Origin of the sequence: Shouchella tritolerans, from assembly GCF_025770735.1 — a bacterium.
GTDB classification, from domain to species: Bacteria; Bacillota; Bacilli; order Bacillales; family Bacillaceae_D; genus Shouchella; species Shouchella tritolerans.
Genome location: NZ_JAODPB010000001.1, coordinates 1035072 through 1051888, shown reverse-complemented (window position 1 = coordinate 1051888; position 16817 = coordinate 1035072). Strand labels below are relative to the sequence as shown.

Below are 16817 nucleotides of genomic sequence, written 5' to 3'. Positions count from 1 at the left end.
ATGTGCCTAGCGTTTGGCCACAGATCGATAGGGAGGAACATCAATGAAAGGGTATACTGATCGAGTGGACATTACGGAGCCGTCAACGTAAACGAAGAATTTAAGAACAAAGCCGTTATAGCCCTCTGCTATCCGTTCACAATTTTTGGAGAAGCGGAAAAGGCGCTGCTTCTTTTTAATGTTTCGCAGCGCCAAGCAACATATCAATGCGTATAGCCAACTCAGATCCTGGCACATCGTAGTCGCCACCAAGAACGATGCGGTCAAATTTATCATTATTTCGCACCATTTCCACATGATAGCGGTCTTCGCTCTCTTGTTTAAGACTAATGACAACTGGCTGGCCTTGACGGGTTTTTACATACAAAAGCACGCCCTCATCCATCGGAATGTAGCCTTCAAACTGCCACTCACTAATAAATTCCTTTCCCTGTGCTTGGATCTGGCTAATGAGTGTTTCTGCAACTGAGTTCATCATTTATCCTACCTCCAATATCAGTGTACCAGTCACACGTCAATTGAAAAAGGAGGAAAAGCGACTTCTTTCCACACGGACGGGTTCTTCCATGGCTATTTGTTCGCCATTAAAAATCCTCGCCAAGTTTTTCACGACTTCATCCCCATATGGATGTTCGATTTTTTCTACAAGGGGTACCGCTTTTGAAAGCGAGCAATCGCCGCCATCTGTTGGCCATTCAAAACTAGCAATCGTATGGGCTAGCTTATGCTTAACGAACTGTTGTGCAAGTTTTTTCGCCTTTTTTCCATTCTCCCCTAGCAGACTGGCAGCTTGGATTTGCGCAAGGGCGCCGTTTTTTACAAGGCGGTACAGTTTGTCTGTGTCATTTTGGAAGCAAGTTTGTTTTTCTGGATGAAGAATGACCGGTATATATCCGGCAAGCTCCAACTCATATAATTGGATGTCGACTTCAGTAATTGGCTTATTCTCTATGTCGATAAGAACATACATCGTATCATTTAGGGTAAGAGCACGGCCAGAGCGTAACGCTTCTGGAAGATCATAGGAAAGTCGCAGCGTATGGCCTGGCAAGAGCGGCAATACGCCTTGATCTTGGTGCGCTTTTATAGCGGCACGAATTGCTTTTCCATGGGTATCAGGCTCCATCGCTACAAAATACGGAGCGTAGCATAGCGATTGAATGCCTGATGCGTGTAGTGTCTTCATTTGTTCCAGCATGCGCGAATTGGTACGTGAAATTCCTTCAGAGGCTGGAAGTAGTTGGTTCATTATGTCATACATATCTTGGGCCTCCTCTGTTATGCTATATAAAATTCGCGGCCCGAAAGAAAACCCCTCCCTAAATACCAAACATTTTAAGAATTGACTCTTATTTCCTATAAAATCATCAGAAAAACCAGACAAATAGACATAAGACAATGAAAAAGTAACCTGTTTTATCCAACCGCCACATTCCATTTCTGAACATTATTACCTATTCCATTTATACTATAGACAGGTAAAAAGATATAGATAAAAGGAAATGTTAACCTCATCTATCTGATTATTTTATTCTCGTTTGCCTAGATTTTAAACACCTAGCGATGATTGTCCCCTTTTGCGAGTGGACATGCTATGCTAGAGAGTGAATAGTGCAAGAAAAGGATGGTTTATATGTACCATATTTATATAGTCGAGGATGACCAGCAAATTCGCCGGATTATGGCTGACCATTTAGAACGGTACGGCTATCGAGTTACATTGGCGGAGAATTTCGAAACGATCAAACAGGAATTTGTTGCGATTCAGCCTGATCTTGTCTTACTCGATATTAATTTGCCCCTTTATGACGGCTTTTATTGGTGTAGGCAACTCCGCACTGTTTCCAATGTACCGGTATTGTTTATCTCGGCCCGGACAGACGACATGAACCAAGTGATGGCGATTGAGAATGGCGGCGATGATTACATTACAAAACCATTTCATTTAGAAGTGCTGCTGGCTAAAGTAAAAAGCGCCTTGCGCCGTTCATACGGGGAGTACGCCCATGCCCGGGACATCCAGCAAACGGTAAGAGAACTGGACAACCTTTATTTTTACCCTGACCGAAATGAACTCGTCTATAACGATGCCAAATTGGAATTAACGAAAAAAGAGTTTTTATTGTTCCAGCGCTTAGCGGAATCACCAAATGCGATTGTTAGTCGGGACGAGCTCTTGGAAACGCTGTGGGATGAAGTGGATTTTGTCGATGACAATACGTTATCTGTAAATGTGACACGACTACGAAAGCGCCTGCAAGAACTTGGCATCACTGATGCGATCCAAACCATCCGCGGACAAGGATATAGGCTGGACGTCAATTGGGGTGGGCGGTCATCATGATTCGTACGTTTTTAAAAGACCGTCTAGCGGTGATTTTGTTTTTTTACATGAACGCAGGTTTGCTCATCTTAACGGCATCGTTGTATATGCATATAAGCCATGAAAATATCAACGCGCCGATCGCCTTTTATTTGTTGCTGTTAACTAGTTTTTTCTTAATTGTATGGCTCGCGGTCGATTACCTCCGCCAAAAAACATATTTAAAGAAATTGCATCGCCTTGCTCATCATAAAACGATATCTCTTGACTCAAGCTATGAATTGGAGGCCACCAATCCTCCTTCTCGTGAAGCGCAAGCATGGCTTCGCCTTCATAAGCGGGCACAAGAAGACATTCAACGAGAAGTCGAGAGGCTTGAACAAGCGCAAAAGCAGCACCAAATGTTTATTAATCAGTGGGTTCACCATATGAAAACGCCTGTTTCCGTCATTTCCTTGCTCGTTCAAGAGGGAAAACAAACACTAACCGATAAAGAATGGCTTGACGACATAAGTGCCGAAAATGACCGCTTCCGCCATGGTCTTGAACTGATGCTTCACCTTGCTCGGCTTGACCACTTTTCTCTCGACTTAAAGGCGGAGCTCGTCGATCCTGCAGCAATTGCTAGGGAGCTCATTAATGAGGAAAAGCGCCAGTTCATCCGCCGTGGCATTTTCCCAGAACTTGACGCTGAGGAAGCTGAACCCGTCGCTAGCGACAGCAAGTGGCTTCGCGTCATCATCGCCCAGCTTTTGCATAACGCCTTAAAATATTCGCCGCAAAAGCAACAAGCACGCATCCGTTTTTCATTTAAAAAACAGCGTAGCCAACTTGAATTTTCAATAGCCGATTCAGGTGTAGGCATCCCAGCAAAAGATTTGCCCCGAGTATTTGACCCGTTTTTCACTGGCGAAAATGGCAGGCGCTACCAAGAATCTACAGGGATGGGGCTCTATTTGGCGCAAACGATCGCCCGTGAGCTTGGCCACAGGCTCTATTTACATTCTGAGCCTGGCAAAGGCACGACGGCTACACTTGTTTTTTCTTCAAAGACACTTCATCAAACATGACAAAAATGTAAGCTAAACATAGAAATTTGAAAGCTGATTCAATGGGAAACGCATCCGTTCTTTTCTATACTGATTACACAAACGTTGTGATAGGAGGAACGCACGATGTCCATTCTTCAAGTCAAAAATTTAACGAAAACCTATTATCCGAAAAAGGAAGGGCTCGCCTATAAGGCATTGCTGCCTTTCCAACTTCAAGTTGATAAAGGCGAATTTGTTGGTGTCATGGGTCCGTCTGGCAGCGGAAAAACGACTTTGCTCAATATGTTAGCAACGATTGACAAACCGACAGCAGGCGAAATCATCATTAACGGCACCAATCCGGCAACACTGTCAAACAATAAATTAGCACTTTTTCGCCGCAAAGAACTTGGCTTTGTGTTCCAGGATTTTAACTTGCTAGACACGTTAACTGTTCGCGAAAATATTTTGCTCCCATTGGCATTGGACAAAGTACCATACAAAGAAATGGAAAAACGCCTTGCCAATATTGCTGAATTGCTTAGCATTACTTCGATTTTGGATAAGCGTACTTCTGAAATTTCAGGAGGCCAGCAACAACGTACTGCATGCGCACGGGCCTTTATCCACCAACCAGCAATGGTGTTAGCCGACGAACCGACAGGAAACCTTGATTCAAAAGCAGCAAGACAGGTGCTTGATACGCTTACGGCCATGAATAAAGAACGAGACGCGACCATTTTAATGGTTACACACGACCCTACCGCGGCCAGCTATTGCGACCGGATCATTTTTATCAAAGACGGCGCCTTTTTCTCCGAGATCCGCAAAGGCGACCGCCAACAAACGTTTTACCAAAACATTTTAGACACGCTTAGCGTTTTAGGGGGCGATTTCCATGAATCTGCGCACACTCGCCCGTAGAAACATCACTGGCAACGCCCAACGCTATGCTGCTTATTTTCTAAGTTGCGTGTTCACCGTCATGATCTTTTTTATCTATGCCCAGTTTATTTTTCACCCAGATATCGCCGAGGAAAGCATACACCAAGTCGTCAAAAACGGCATGGTGGCCGCACAAGTAATCATTGTCTTATTTTCGATCTTTTTTATCGCCTATTCGAACAATGTCTTTTTGCAAGTGCGTTCACAGGAGTTTGGCCTTTTAACGCTTTTTGGCATGAACAGACGCCAGTTGCGCTCCCTTGTCTATTATGAGCAAACGATTATCTCGATTGTCGCCATCATCTGCGGGCTTCTGCTTGGCACGCTTTTCTCGAAATTGTTTTTGATGTTCATGACCATGTTGCTTGCTGTAGACGCGCCGATTACGTTCAAATTTGTGCCTGCTGCTTATCTTGTAACTGGCGTTGGCTTTTTCTTATTATTCCAGGTTCTCTCGCTCCTTTCATTTTGGAAACTTCGCAACCAAGAAGTGATTCAAATGCTGAAAGAAGCAAGCAAGCCAAAGATGATGCCAAAGACATCCGTTTGGCTCACCGTGCTTACGGTGATTTGCCTTGGAGCTGGCTATGGGCTAGCTGTCACAACCAACATGATGACCGTCATGCTAACCATGTTCCCAGTATTAGGGCTTGTGGTAGTCGGCACTTATTTTCTATTTACACAGGGCACGGTAGCGCTTTACAAGCGCCTTTACAGTAACAAACGCTCCTTATACTCAGGCACGACTTTAATTACGCGGACAAACATTTTGTTTCGTTTAAAAGATTACGCACGCATGCTGTTTTTGACATCTGTCATTAGCGCTGTCGTCCTGACAGCCTCGGGAACCGTTTATATGTTTTTTAATGCGATCCTCACTGAAGGAATGGGGAATATGCCGTACTCAATTTTCTGGACGGTTGAAGAAGTTGACGATGAGGCCGATATAATTACGACCGAAAAGGTTGAATCATTGCTAGCAGAATACGACTCTGAGGTTCTGTTTAAAATTGATGAACAAACGCTGGTCGCCATGTTCCAAGGCACGCCATCTTATATGAACGAACCTAGCGTATTATTTGGTTCAGCCATCTCAGAAAGCACATATAACCGCATTAGTACAGACATTGGTTTAGAGCCCGTTTCCCTAGAAGGCAATGAGGTCATCGCTTATAGTAGAGAAGCCGACCTGTTTGCAGCTGATCAATTTAATGAACTGACGATTACGTTTGGCGAGACAGAGCAAACCTTTACGGATCTTGAAGTGCGCAATGAAGTCTTGTTTAGTAGCAACAGTACCTTTATCCTTTCAGACGAAGCGTTCGCCAAAGCTGAGCAAGCGCCTGCCGTTCAACACGATCGCTTCATTGCCTATGAACTTGACGATTGGCAAAATGAAACGGAAGTATCCGAAGCGATTATGGACGCAACAGGAGAACACGGTTATTTAGTGCAAGCTAAGCCGTATCAATACCATATGCTGATGCAAATGTATTCCTTAATTCTGTTTATCGGCTTGTTTGTCAGCTTGCTTTTCTTCATTGTTCAAGGAAGCATGCTCTATTTAAAATTGTTTACTGACTTGGCCGATACGAAAAAACAACTGTTTGCCTTAAGCCGCATTGGCTTGACAGACAAAGAAAAACGCCGGATTTTGGATAAGCAAATGGCCTTCCTTTTCTTCGTGCCTGTGCTTGTCGGCAGCATCCATGCCAGCTTTGCTTATGTCATGCTCAGCAACATGCTAGATGTCAACCTAGTGCTAAATGCGATCTTGGTTATTTCCATCTACGCCGTCTTGCAATTGATTTACTTTTTGATCACGAGACTGCTTTACTTCCGCGCCGCTCTCAACTAAAACTTACACAGTCGAAAACCTCAAGCCCCTGGCAATTGCCAGGGGCTTGAGGTTTTTTAATCCAATTTCTCACTCGTGAGGCTCGCTCTCATGAATGTCCGTGCTTTCGAACGGATTGGTTCCAGTTAGCAAACCGTAGCCTGACACGACAAGAATCATGTAGCAGATAGCCGCTAGTACCCAGCGTTTAATCGTCATTTACTGGCAGCTCCTCTCTGAGGCATACGGATCCGTTGCAACCGCAGGGCATTTGCGACAACGGATACAGAAGAAAAGGCCATCGCTGCTCCTGCTACCCATGGGGCGAGGAGTCCAGCCGCTGCAATTGGTATCGCCGCCGAATTGTAAAAAAAGGCGAAAAACAAATTTTGTTTAATGTTGCGCATCGTTTTTTTGCTCATGAGAAACGCGTCAGCGACGCTGTTTATATCGCCACGCATTAACGTGACATCGGCTGTTTCAATCGCCACATCAGCGCCCGTTCCCATCGCCATCCCTACATCTGCTACCGCAAGAGCAGGGGCATCGTTAATGCCGTCGCCCACCATTGCTACTCGTTTGCCTTCTGCTTGAAGACGTTTCACTTCATCGCTTTTCTCCTCTGGCAACACACCGGCTATCACATGGTTGATCCCCACTTCATATGCAATCGCTTTTGCCGTTCGCTCATTATCGCCAGTAAGCATAATCACTTCAAGTCCAAGTTCATGGAGGCGTTCCACCGCTTCCTTAGAGGTTTCCTTCACTGTATCGGCTACTGCAACCAATCCAGCAATGTTTGTATCGATGCCTACCAACATCGCCGTTTTCCCTTGCTGCTCCAGTTCTTCCATACGCTCTTCTAACGCCGTGTAATCGATTGTTGCCTGTTCCATCAGCTTTCGTGTACCAATATGAATAACAACGCCGTCCACTTTTGCGCGAATACCATAGCCAGTTAATGCTTCAAACGCCTCAGCCTTCTTTAAGGAAACGGCACGGTCAGCAGCACCTTGCACGATGGCATTCGCTAATGGATGTTCCGATTCAAATTCAGCACTTGCCACTACAGCAAGTAGCTCGTTTTCGTCGATTCCTTCTGCAGGCACAATGTCCGTTAATTGCGGTGTCCCTCTCGTCACAGTGCCGGTTTTGTCGAGGACAACCGTTGTAAGCGATCGTGTATTTTCCAAATGTTCGCCGCCTCTAAACAACAGCCCTAGTTCAGCCGCTCGGCCAGATCCAGCCATAATGGAAGTCGGCGTCGCCAAACCTAACGCACATGGGCAGGCAATGACCAAAATCGTGATAAATGGAACAATCGCTGCTCGAATATTGCCTGGATCAATGAGTACATACCAAATCAGAAAAGTGGCTGCCGCTAGGAGAACGACAACAGGCACAAAAACGCCAGACACCTTATCAGCGATACGTTGAATATCCGCTTTCGACCCTTGCGCCTCTTCGACCACTTTGACAATTTGCGCAAGTGCTGTATCCTTGCCGACTTTTGTAGCAATCATCCGCAGCGACCCTTGCTTGTTCAGCGTTGCTCCGATTAGCGGATCATCTGCTCCCTTGCTGACTGGGAGCGCTTCTCCTGTAATCATCGATTCATCGACGGAAGAGGCACCGCTTTTTACGTAACCGTCGACCGGAATTTTTTCTCCCGGTCGAATGACAAGTTCATCGCCTGCCTTTACTTCTTCAATCGGCAACTCGACTTCACTGCCATTACGGATCACTCGAGCCGTTTTCGCCTGCAATCCTAATAAAGTAGAAATGGCTTTGCTTGTTCTTCCTTTGGCTCTTGCTTCAAACCATTTGCCCAACACAATTAATGTAAGAATGACAGCTGCCGCTTCAAAGTACAATTCAGGCATGCCAACTTGGCCGCTCTGGTACCATTCCCAGCCAAGAAAAATGCTGTAAACATAGGCAACTGTCGTCCCAAGGGCAACAAGGACGTCCATATTGGCGCTTTTGTTTGCCAATGCCTTGTAGGCACCTTTGTAAAAAGGCGCGCCAACAATTAGTTGTACCGGCGTCGCCAGTGCCAGTTGCACCCATGGATTCATGAACATATCAGGTACATACAAAAACGATGTAAATTCAAAATGGGTCACCATCGTCCAAAGAAGTGGCAGTGACAAGATGGCTGAAAAAAGAAACAATCCGAAACGCTTCTGGCTTTCTTCTTCTTTGGCGTTCCCGTTACTAGCCGCTTCGTGTTCAAGCTGGTAGCCAAGCTTGTCAACAACGCGAATCATTTCCTGTTCGTTTGTTTCTGCCTCATTGTAGACAACCGTTGCCCGCTCTATCGCTAAATTTACGTTTGCTTCTGTGACACCAGTCATTTTTTTGAGTCGTTTTTCGATTCTCGTTGCACAAGCAGCACAAGTCATTCCTTTTACATTAAAGATCGCTTTTTCAAGACGTACGCCATAGCCAAGCTTGTCGATTTTCTCAGCAAAAACGTTCGGCTCGGTTTTGTTGCTGTCATAGATAATGGTCGCTTTCTCATTCGCTAAATTAACCGTCGCCTGTGAGACACCTTCGATCTTGTTAAGCCCTTTTTCAATTCTCGTTGCACAGGCGGCACACGTCATTCCGGTAATCGAGAGCGCTGCTTTTTTCTCACTCATCTATTTCACCTTCTCGGCTAAAATGAAGTATCTGCTTAAACCATAACATACCCTATAGGGGTATATCAAGAGAAATGAATCCTTTCTATCTTCTCTACGTACATATAGAAAAAACGAGGACGTGAAAGCCCATGGATAAAAAGAAACTCATTGTGTTTGTTTGTATTCTTTTTGGTATCAGCTTTGGTACAGGGGCGGTATTTTTGCTGAGCGGTGCCTACAGAAATCCTCTAGCCTTTCAATTATTCGCGATGGTGTATATGCTTTTCCCGTTTGCCAGTGCCGTGATAACGCAAAAAGCGGTCTTCAAACAGCCGCTCGCACCTGCTTTGCTATTAAAAGGGCGCTTTTCTCTTTGGTGGGTTCTCGCCGCCTTTCTACCATTCTTCCTTGTTTCAGCAACACTTTTAGTCGCATTAGTTTTCCCAGGAACTAGCCTTTCCTTAACGATGGAAGCCTATTACTCCGCAATGGATGAGAATACGAGGAATGCAACTGAAGCTGCTTTTGAAGCGTTGCCTTTTCATCCACTATGGATGATGGCAATCAACGCCTTGCTTGCCGGTGTCACGCTCAATGCGGCCTTTGCTTTTGGTGAAGAAGCAGCTTGGCGCGGCTTGTTATTGACTGAATTAAAAAGCCTTGGCTTCTGGAAAGCGTCTTTTGCGATTGGCTTGCTGTGGGGGCCATGGCATGCTCCACTAACGCTGGCAGGACACAATTACCCAAGTACGCCTTTATTTGGTATTTTGATGATGACTGTTTTTTGCATGCTGTTGTCGCCGCTTTTATGCTTTATAACGATAAAAGCAAAAACGATCTACCCCGCCGCTTTCTTTCATGGTGTCATGAATGCGACAGCTGGGATTGGTCTCATTCTTGTCGCAGGCGGAAACCCCGAACTAATCAACGGGATTACCGGTGTTGCTGGCTTTATCGTTCTAGGGAGCATCAACTTCGTTCTCTACTTTTGTACCCGTAAAACGATTAATAAATCGTTTGAACACGGCATTTCTCGCTAAGTCCAGCTCTCACGGCCAGTTTGCAAAAACAGGTATGTCTCTGTTTGCTCAAATGTAGGCAAATCTCATCGTAGCCGAACATCGGCAGAAAACCAAAAAAAGGCTGTTGAGATTCGTTTTCTCAATAGCCTTCTCCTTTTCAACTATCCAATAACATCCGCGCCGTCCCATCATCCGTTATAAGCACGTGTATCAACTTTGCAACAAGTGCTGCTTTAATCGCTTTGACCTTTTCCTTCCCACTTGCTACACCAATCACGAGAGGAATTTGTTTTACATGGTCTAAATCCATCGAAATGACTCTGGAATTCCAATCATTATCAATCGTACAACCATCTTCTCCAATGAAATTGTAGCAAATGTCGCCTACGATGTTCTCATACTCGATTACGCCTTTTGTCTGCTGGAGATAAGACTTTACCATTGTTGAGTGCTCTGGTGTCCCCCCTATGCCGACCAAGGCAATATCCGCTTTTGCGCCAATCTCAAAAATCTCTCTAATCGAAGACTGATTGACAATGATCTCCTTTGCTTCCTTTGAATCGACTAATACGGGAGCATGCAACAACTTGCACTTCGCTTTAAGGACATCAGCCAATTTGGCAACAATTTGGTTGGCATGAATGTCGAGTCTTTCATCGCCCATTCCACCGACAAGAGGGATGAATTGCAGGTTTGGAAAGTGCTGGCTAGATGACAATGCCATCGCCACTTCATACAAAGTTGTCCCAGAGCTAATGCCAATCGTCTGGCCATCGCGAATCATCCGCAACAAATAATGGCTTGCCGCTTGTCCCATCCGCGCTTTAGAAGCATCATTTTCATTGGATTCTACACAAACAACTTCCCGTAATCCATAGCGTTTCTCTACTTTCGATTCCAATCCGGTAAATGGATGTGTGTCGTGATCATGAATGATAATCTCTACCACACCCAACTCCCTTGCTTTTGCTAAATACTTTGAAATAAGCGGCCGACTTACACCAATGGCCTGGGCAATTTCCGATTGTGTCGCCCCTTCCTCGTAATACATTTGGGCGATTTTCACTAAAAGTCTTCGATCTCCCAAAAGTGACATTTGACCACCCTATCCTGTGGTTTTACATAACAAGATTTCCAACTATTATTGTACTACTTAAATGTGATTTTGCTACCCTTTTCTATAACAGGAAATGTATGTGGACTGGCAAACACAGCACCAGGCAATACCTCTTCTTGCGGTTCTGTAAAGTAAATCGAGATGTGGCCCAATGTCCGCAAATTTTCATTTGCAGCCGAACCGACTTTTTCGATCACAAATTCCTGTTCATCAATAATAAGTGTACCGCCTTCTTTAATGGGATTGCCTTCAAATTCCCCGTCTACTTCATGGAGGAATGAAATTTCCCTAAGTTCTGCTGGCGCTTCCATCCCAAAAAGAATCACGATTTTGTCGTCTGCAAAAGATGGTGCCATCTGTCCAATTTCTTTTACGATTGTTTGATACATTCTTTTTCCTCCTTAATACATACCAAAACTAGCCACATAGGCAATGACAACAGCCAACACGCCTGTAATCAAGCGGCTATACAGGACGGCAGGTACGCCATACTGTACTGTTTCTGGCTTCGCTTCCCCTAATGATAACCCAACTGGTACGAAATCGGCTCCCACTTGGCCGTTAATCGCAAATAATGCTGGTAACGCAAATTGCGGCGGAATATTCCCAAGCGCAATTTGGCTACCGATCAAGACACCGATTACTTGGGCAATGACGGCTCCTGGGCCAAGCACTGGCGATAAAAATGGCAGTGTGCAGATCATAACAATGATGATCAATCCCCAAATGGAGCTAGCAAGCGGCGACATTGTATTCGCAATCAAATCGCCGATTCCCGTGTAATTGATAATGCCGATCAGCATGCTTACAAAAGCCATGAATGGGATGATATTTTTAATAAGCATTTCAATCGAATCACGTCCGGCCTGATAGAATACACCAGTGACTTTTCCGATTCCTTTTGAAAATCGCATGAGCCAGTTATCATTTTGAGAACGATGTTCATTTTTGACTTTTTCGTACTCTTCCTTAAATTCTTCTTTATTTGCTGGGTTGAAACGACTTTCTTCCTCTGCAGGGGCTGAATCGGTCTTCTCCTCTGTTGCTTCTGCCAATGACACTTCTTTCGGTGTAACACCAGAGACGAAAATGTCTTCTTTGATATGTTTTGCCAATGGGCCTGATGGAGAAGAAGCGAGAATATCAACTGTAGGAATTCGTTTCATTGGGTATAGTCCAATTCTGGCCGTTCCGCCGCAATCAATCACGACACACATCATTTCATCTTCTGGGACTGAATGTTTGAAGCCATCGACTGCTTCCGCCCCAGTCAATTCAGCAATGCGTTGGGCGACAGGGTGAATTCCCCCGCCTGTGATCGACACGACTTTCGTCTTTTTCCCTTTCGGTTCAATGCGGAGGCCAGTCCCCCACCCGCCTGAACCTTTGCTGATAAATACTGCTTTATATGCCATGCCGGTTTCCCTCCTGTCACATTCTCTTCATCAGGTATTTTGTGATTTGCTCCGTCAGTAACCCTCTGATCAGCATAACCAGAATACCGACCAGGAAAAACCGCACTGCTAACTCCGACGTCGAGTAACCTGCTTGTGTCAATCCATTTGCTATGCCGAGATAGACAAATAGCTCCCCAGCGTTTGCGTATGGAAACAAGGCTGTAACCGGATGCAAAAATGACACGAGCGAATCAAAGAAAGCAGGTTTTTGGCGCTCTTCGACAAAACGCCCAAATGTGTAAGCCATTGGATTCGTAAGCAGTAGAATCGATAGGATTGGCATAACGGTGTAACGTAGCAGTGCGTATTTTGAAGTGAAACGGATCGCTTTCGTGACCCGTTCCTCTCCGATAAATTTAATTAGTGCGTAAGTGAAGGTTAGTAAAACGACTAGCGTTGGGACAATGCCAGTAAGGAGATTCATGAATTGTTCTCCACCTGCATTAAACATGCCGATAAAATGCTCGCCGAACCATTCAATCCAGTCCATCTCTTTCACTCCTTTTTAAGAAATCGAGGTCGTTCTCCTCATCTTTGAAATCGCCGTAAGCGCTTGCTCGCCAGCCGCCTGTAAGGCAGTTTGCAATGCAGGCGACTTGCGTTTTTTTTCTGAAGTGTGAAGCCTGTCCAACAGCTCGCCCAAGTGCATTCCTTCGTATTCTTCCATCTCTTTAAAAGTAGACAGAATACTTACTCCTCGCATACACTGGCATTCTTGGATGATGTAAGACTCATCTACTACTAAGAGAACGATAGAACCAGGCCCGATTCGACGGCGGGATTGTCCTGAGAAGAGGTGGTATCCCTTTTCTCCTTTATATTTTCCGACTAGTGCTCTCATCGATTTTTGGTAATAGCGAACTTGGATGGCAGTCAACGCTGATTGAATGAGCAACAGACAGCAAGCAATTAGTACAAGCTTCATATCCACCTTCTCCTTGTTATTCAGCAAATAAATGGTCTTGCAATGCACGGAGTTTCCAAACGGTAGTCATTGTGTCGAGTTCGACATCATCCATCGTTAAAAACTGTCCTTCTTCAATGGCTCGTTTGGCGACGACATTGCCACTAATCAGGCCAATCGGAATATGGCCATTCTGCTTCATATCCTGATGTGTTTCCAACATGCCTCTTACGCTATAGCCGCCAATTCCATCTAGTCTCTCACCTGGCTGAATCGCACGTTTTGCAACTGCTACGGTTTCAGAAACCGGTGCGCCAAGGGGATGAATCGACGTATCATGATGAAGCACTGCCTTAGCAATCGTAATTGGCGTTTCTAGGCTTGCCAGATGGTACGGACGGTATAAAGTGTAATGGGGGCCATGGTTGGCGTTGACTTTTAACAAGTAGCGCAGTTCTTCATCTACAGGTTCCAATTCACTTTTGACAATGACAAACACCCCAGGTGCTAAACCGTTTACATATTCTACAACACCAAGTGAGTCAAGGACGCCACCGTTTTCTTTCAAATCTAGCTTCTTAGCGACATTATCTAAGTTAGCGTCGACTCCATGCATTCCGACTTTATCCGGCACAAGTCCAATCGCATTGCTCAACAAATTCATCTCAGCCATTGTCTTTGTGCCATCCTGGAATGCTGCCAGCATATGTGCGCTCATATGTTTCTGTTTAGCTTCCTCTGCACATGTGTCAGGATTTGCTGTTGGCTTAAGTGGGTTGTTTTTACCTTTTCCTGCTACGACTACTTCTAACCCCATTGTTTTCGCGAATTCATAAAGTTCTACAATCGCTGCCGGCTCGTCTCCTGCTGAACCAGAATAAACAAGGCCAGCCGCATCGAACATGCTATGCATATACGATCCGATTGTAATGTCTACTTCAACATTCAGTAGCACAAGATGCTTTCTTGAACGGAGTGCCTCCAAGGCAATATTGGCACCAACTTCTGGGACGCCTGTTGCATCGACGACCACCTCTACTGTATTTGATTGGATTACTGCCCGGTAATCAGAAGAAACAACAGTCTCCACTTTTCTATTTTCTTGAGAATGATAAAAATCACGGGCTTTTTCTGCATTTTCAATATGGACATCGCAAATCCCACCAACGACCATTCCTGGAATTCGAGAGATTTGAGAAATTAAACCGAATCCCATTTGACCGGCACCGATCACTCCCACTTTAATTGGCTGTTGTTGTTTATCACGCTCTTGTAATTCCCGATAAATGGACATACATCTTCCTCCTCGTTTTTAGAACGAATCATCATTTTACATATGTTACACTTCATGTTATTAGTTTAAATACGGTAACATATGTTACAAGTTATATCATATGATATGAACTTATTGGTTATTGTAGTCTCTTGAGAAAGCGTTGTCAAATCTTTTTTCACAAAAAGGACAATGATGCCCTTTTCTCCAGCTATGGCAAAGTGGCTACCACAAAGTCGGTTAGACCTTTGCTTACTACAAGGAAGGTAATCGTTTGTTAAATAAAAAAACCGATGCACGTGGCACCGGTTTTTTCGTTATTTTCCTTCCAAAAATGTGCTTAATCGTTCAATCGCGGCTTCCTCATCTGCACCTTCTGCTGTCAACAACACGTCATCTCCTTTTTGAACAACGATGCTCATTAAGCCAAGAATGCTTTTTGCGTTAATCGTTGAAGATCCTTTCTTAAGGTAGACATCCGCTTTGTACTGCCCTGCTTCATGGACAAATGCCGAAGCAGCGTTCGCATGGAGCCCATGTTCGAGTCCGACCGTAACCGTTTTTTCCATCTTTTCCTCTCCTTTCGTCTCGAATCATCTATATGCAGCCTTCACTCGAAAATACCGAGGAACAAGAACTTCTTGCGAAAACAGTCATTGTTGCCAAACGGACATCATAAAAATAAAACAACTGGACAAGAACAAGGAAAGGCGGGATAGTATGAACCAAAAGCAATGGCTTGCCCATATTCAGTCTCTGGAAGTGCTCGTTGAACAAAACGAACAAGCACAAGGAGAAGAGAGGCAATGCCTGGAACAGTTTCAGCAACTGACAAGCGGGCCGCTGCGTCACTTTTTTCTCCCACGCTATCTGAACACATGGTTTGCTTGTGCAATCATTCTATTCCTTTTTTCCTTTCACACGTTATTTGGCAATATGCTGATCGCTTCATTCCAACTCCTTTCTTTGCCTTTCTTTCTATACAAGGCGTTGCTGTTTCTGGCCCTGTTCATTTTAGCGCCTCTATTCTTTTACGTTGTTGGAATGTATGGCATCAACCGACTCATTAAAAACAGCCGCTCGTATAAACGGAAACTAGAGCACGCAAAGCAACGGTTAGATTCGGCAAGAACGACTGCCAGAGAATCACTTCAACAGCTTCTATCCGAAACGGATATTCCACCTTACTATTTAAAACCCTATGCCATCCAAAAATTTAAAACGTATTTCCTTCACCAGCGGGCAGACAACCTTAAAGAAGCAATCAACCTATTTGAAACAGAAAAGACATTTGAACTCCATCAGTACGCGATGTTCCGATTTCATGGCGAGAAAAAGGCATACCGTGCTTTTGAAAAAGCGCTCCACTTTGAAAAGCACAAAAAAACGGCTGCACTTGTGCAAGACCTGGAAAAACCACAATAGATGAAAAGATAAAGCCGGCAATCACGCTGTCACATGAACGACTTTACACAGCAACATACGCTAACGAATTAGCAAAGTCTAACCGACACAAAAACAACCATGCGGCAGCCCAGCGATATCGCTGGGCTGCCGCTTCTTTCTATCTCTTTGCTAAGCGCGTTGCCGTTGCCTGCGTTCCATTCTCGTCCGCGGCTCTTGGCTTGCTGGAGGAAGCGTTCGGTTTTGCCTCATTTTTCGAACAGACAACCAAATCACCACAAGGAGAATGCCTGTTATTCCACCTGCTGTATCCAATAAAACGTCTTCCAATAATGGCGTTCGATCAGGTACAAGCGATTGCCTGTACTCATCGAAGGAAGCATAACCAATGACGAATAGGAGGGCGAAAAAACTTGCAAAGCGTAGGCGGAAGACGTACGCAAACAACCGGCAAGCCAAAGCACCAATCACGAAGAAAGAAACAAAATGGGCCCCTTTGCGCAAGAAAAATTCAACAAACGCTTCTACGCCTGTATAAGCAATGCCAACCGGCCTTCCACCATAGACAAAAGAAATCTGGCCGATAAATGTCTGTTCGAGCCACGATAGCGGCAGCCTGCTCAGGATGCCCCTCATGTCTTGGTTGGCGTATGGTGTGGAGCTCGAATAAGCAATAATGCCAATAGCTGCGGCTAGCAGCATAACAACAACGGCAATTTTAACAAAACGCGACATGGCCTCTCCTTTCACGTTTGCTGTACGTGCCTCTCTCTCTTTTTGCAAACAACCGATCTTATGTCGTTGCTCCATTATAGCCTAAAATCACTAGGCAGTGGCGTCAAAAATATCGGGAAACTGTCTAATGATGTTCATTTTG

The 16817-nt window shown here is 44.9% G+C and carries 18 protein-coding genes; 6 read left to right on the top strand and 12 right to left on the bottom strand.

Annotated features, from left to right (window positions below; translation table 11 throughout):
• Window positions 1-175 precede the first annotated feature (175 nt).
• Window positions 176-478, bottom strand: coding sequence for a hypothetical protein (locus tag N6H06_RS04955; protein WP_062746104.1), 303 nt, complete (start codon window positions 476-478; stop codon window positions 176-178).
• Window positions 479-514: 36 nt separating this feature from the next.
• The gene (locus tag N6H06_RS04950; RefSeq protein WP_263705769.1) at window positions 515-1261 is read right to left on the bottom strand and encodes a CpsB/CapC family capsule biosynthesis tyrosine phosphatase; all 747 of its coding nucleotides are present in this window, start codon (window positions 1259-1261) and stop codon (window positions 515-517) included.
• 372 nt (window positions 1262-1633) lie between these two features.
• Between N6H06_RS04950 and N6H06_RS04945 the strand changes: the two genes are divergently transcribed.
• The 4 genes from N6H06_RS04945 (at window position 1634) to N6H06_RS04930 (ending at window position 6157) form a co-directional block, all read left to right on the top strand.
• Window positions 1634-2344 (top strand): response regulator transcription factor, encoded by a 711-nt coding sequence (locus N6H06_RS04945; RefSeq protein ID WP_062746100.1) that lies wholly within the window; start codon window positions 1634-1636, stop codon window positions 2342-2344.
• Window positions 2341-3393, top strand: a complete 1053-nt coding sequence (locus tag N6H06_RS04940; RefSeq protein ID WP_263705768.1) for a sensor histidine kinase — start codon at window positions 2341-2343, stop codon at window positions 3391-3393. Before N6H06_RS04945 ends, N6H06_RS04940 begins: the two co-directional genes overlap by 4 nt.
• Window positions 3394-3498: 105 nt before the next feature.
• Window positions 3499-4278, top strand: coding sequence for an ABC transporter ATP-binding protein (locus N6H06_RS04935; RefSeq protein WP_062746097.1), 780 nt, complete (start codon window positions 3499-3501; stop codon window positions 4276-4278).
• Window positions 4253-6157: an FtsX-like permease family protein gene (locus tag N6H06_RS04930; protein WP_263705767.1), complete on the top strand. Its 1905-nt coding sequence runs from the start codon at window positions 4253-4255 to the stop codon at window positions 6155-6157. The genes N6H06_RS04935 and N6H06_RS04930 overlap by 26 nt, the downstream gene beginning before the upstream one ends.
• 69 nt (window positions 6158-6226) lie before the next feature.
• On the opposite strand, the gene N6H06_RS04925 is transcribed toward N6H06_RS04930, so the two are convergent.
• Both N6H06_RS04925 and N6H06_RS04920 read right to left on the bottom strand, forming a co-directional pair.
• Window positions 6227-6355 carry a hypothetical protein gene (locus N6H06_RS04925; protein ID WP_263705766.1) on the bottom strand — a complete coding sequence of 43 codons (129 nt, stop codon included), beginning with the start codon at window positions 6353-6355 and terminating at the stop codon, window positions 6227-6229.
• Window positions 6352-8781, bottom strand: coding sequence for a heavy metal translocating P-type ATPase (locus N6H06_RS04920; protein WP_263705765.1), 2430 nt, complete (start codon window positions 8779-8781; stop codon window positions 6352-6354). The genes N6H06_RS04925 and N6H06_RS04920 overlap by 4 nt, the downstream gene beginning before the upstream one ends.
• A 131-nt stretch (window positions 8782-8912) precedes the next feature.
• On the opposite strand from N6H06_RS04920, the gene N6H06_RS04915 reads away from it, so the two are divergent.
• Window positions 8913-9803 (top strand): CPBP family glutamic-type intramembrane protease, encoded by an 891-nt coding sequence (locus tag N6H06_RS04915; RefSeq protein ID WP_212954224.1) that lies wholly within the window; start codon window positions 8913-8915, stop codon window positions 9801-9803.
• A 139-nt stretch (window positions 9804-9942) separates the two neighbouring features.
• Here N6H06_RS04915 and N6H06_RS04910 read toward each other — a convergent pair whose 3' ends face one another.
• From N6H06_RS04910 to N6H06_RS04880, 7 genes are all read right to left on the bottom strand, one after another.
• On the bottom strand, window positions 9943-10881 hold the full coding sequence (locus N6H06_RS04910) for a sugar-binding transcriptional regulator (RefSeq protein ID WP_062746089.1): 939 nt from the start codon (window positions 10879-10881) through the stop codon (window positions 9943-9945).
• Between the two features lie 53 nt (window positions 10882-10934).
• The gene (locus N6H06_RS04905) at window positions 10935-11291 is read right to left on the bottom strand and encodes a PTS glucitol/sorbitol transporter subunit IIA (RefSeq protein WP_062746088.1); all 357 of its coding nucleotides are present in this window, start codon (window positions 11289-11291) and stop codon (window positions 10935-10937) included.
• Window positions 11292-11303: 12 nt separating this feature from the next.
• Window positions 11304-12317, bottom strand: a complete 1014-nt coding sequence (gene srlE, locus N6H06_RS04900) for a PTS glucitol/sorbitol transporter subunit IIB (protein ID WP_062746086.1) — start codon at window positions 12315-12317, stop codon at window positions 11304-11306.
• A 16-nt stretch (window positions 12318-12333) separates the two neighbouring features.
• Window positions 12334-12849, bottom strand: a complete 516-nt coding sequence (srlA, locus tag N6H06_RS04895) for a PTS glucitol/sorbitol transporter subunit IIC (RefSeq protein WP_062746084.1) — start codon at window positions 12847-12849, stop codon at window positions 12334-12336.
• 15 nt (window positions 12850-12864) lie between these two features.
• Window positions 12865-13284, bottom strand: coding sequence for a transcriptional regulator GutM (locus tag N6H06_RS04890; protein WP_062746082.1), 420 nt, complete (start codon window positions 13282-13284; stop codon window positions 12865-12867).
• Between the two features lie 16 nt (window positions 13285-13300).
• Window positions 13301-14557, bottom strand: coding sequence for an NAD(P)H-dependent oxidoreductase (locus N6H06_RS04885; RefSeq protein WP_095238391.1), 1257 nt, complete (start codon window positions 14555-14557; stop codon window positions 13301-13303).
• Window positions 14558-14853: 296 nt separating this feature from the next.
• Window positions 14854-15105, bottom strand: coding sequence for an HPr family phosphocarrier protein (locus N6H06_RS04880; RefSeq protein WP_062746078.1), 252 nt, complete (start codon window positions 15103-15105; stop codon window positions 14854-14856).
• Window positions 15106-15256: 151 nt separating this feature from the next.
• Here N6H06_RS04880 and N6H06_RS04875 point away from each other — a divergent pair, with 151 nt between their 5' ends.
• Window positions 15257-15961 carry a hypothetical protein gene (locus tag N6H06_RS04875; RefSeq protein ID WP_062746076.1) on the top strand — a complete coding sequence of 235 codons (705 nt, stop codon included), beginning with the start codon at window positions 15257-15259 and terminating at the stop codon, window positions 15959-15961.
• Between the two features lie 150 nt (window positions 15962-16111).
• On the opposite strand, the gene N6H06_RS04870 is transcribed toward N6H06_RS04875, so the two are convergent.
• Window positions 16112-16675, bottom strand: a complete 564-nt coding sequence (locus tag N6H06_RS04870; RefSeq protein ID WP_062746074.1) for a VanZ family protein — start codon at window positions 16673-16675, stop codon at window positions 16112-16114.
• Window positions 16676-16817 lie beyond the last annotated feature (142 nt).

Excerpts from the sequence above, each read along its gene's own strand:
- N6H06_RS04955 (WP_062746104.1), bottom strand. The coding sequence starts at position 478 with ATGATGAACTCAGTTGCAGAAACACTCATTAGCCAGATCCAAGCACAG.
- N6H06_RS04950 (WP_263705769.1), bottom strand. The coding sequence starts at position 1,261 with ATGTATGACATAATGAACCAACTACTTCCAGCCTCTGAAGGAATTTCA.
- N6H06_RS04945 (WP_062746100.1), top strand. The coding sequence starts at position 1,634 with ATGTACCATATTTATATAGTCGAGGATGACCAGCAAATTCGCCGGATT.
- N6H06_RS04940 (WP_263705768.1), top strand. The coding sequence starts at position 2,341 with ATGATTCGTACGTTTTTAAAAGACCGTCTAGCGGTGATTTTGTTTTTT.
- N6H06_RS04935 (WP_062746097.1), top strand. The coding sequence starts at position 3,499 with ATGTCCATTCTTCAAGTCAAAAATTTAACGAAAACCTATTATCCGAAA.
- N6H06_RS04930 (WP_263705767.1), top strand. The coding sequence starts at position 4,253 with ATGAATCTGCGCACACTCGCCCGTAGAAACATCACTGGCAACGCCCAA.
- N6H06_RS04925 (WP_263705766.1), bottom strand. The coding sequence starts at position 6,355 with ATGACGATTAAACGCTGGGTACTAGCGGCTATCTGCTACATGATTCTT.
- N6H06_RS04920 (WP_263705765.1), bottom strand. The coding sequence starts at position 8,781 with ATGAGTGAGAAAAAAGCAGCGCTCTCGATTACCGGAATGACGTGTGCC.
- N6H06_RS04915 (WP_212954224.1), top strand. The coding sequence starts at position 8,913 with ATGGATAAAAAGAAACTCATTGTGTTTGTTTGTATTCTTTTTGGTATC.
- N6H06_RS04910 (WP_062746089.1), bottom strand. The coding sequence starts at position 10,881 with ATGTCACTTTTGGGAGATCGAAGACTTTTAGTGAAAATCGCCCAAATG.
- N6H06_RS04905 (WP_062746088.1), bottom strand. The coding sequence starts at position 11,291 with ATGTATCAAACAATCGTAAAAGAAATTGGACAGATGGCACCATCTTTT.
- srlE (WP_062746086.1), bottom strand. The coding sequence starts at position 12,317 with ATGGCATATAAAGCAGTATTTATCAGCAAAGGTTCAGGCGGGTGGGGG.
- srlA (WP_062746084.1), bottom strand. The coding sequence starts at position 12,849 with ATGGACTGGATTGAATGGTTCGGCGAGCATTTTATCGGCATGTTTAAT.
- N6H06_RS04890 (WP_062746082.1), bottom strand. The coding sequence starts at position 13,284 with ATGAAGCTTGTACTAATTGCTTGCTGTCTGTTGCTCATTCAATCAGCG.
- N6H06_RS04885 (WP_095238391.1), bottom strand. The coding sequence starts at position 14,557 with ATGTCCATTTATCGGGAATTACAAGAGCGTGATAAACAACAACAGCCA.
- N6H06_RS04880 (WP_062746078.1), bottom strand. The coding sequence starts at position 15,105 with ATGGAAAAAACGGTTACGGTCGGACTCGAACATGGGCTCCATGCGAAC.
- N6H06_RS04875 (WP_062746076.1), top strand. The coding sequence starts at position 15,257 with ATGAACCAAAAGCAATGGCTTGCCCATATTCAGTCTCTGGAAGTGCTC.
- N6H06_RS04870 (WP_062746074.1), bottom strand. The coding sequence starts at position 16,675 with ATGTCGCGTTTTGTTAAAATTGCCGTTGTTGTTATGCTGCTAGCCGCA.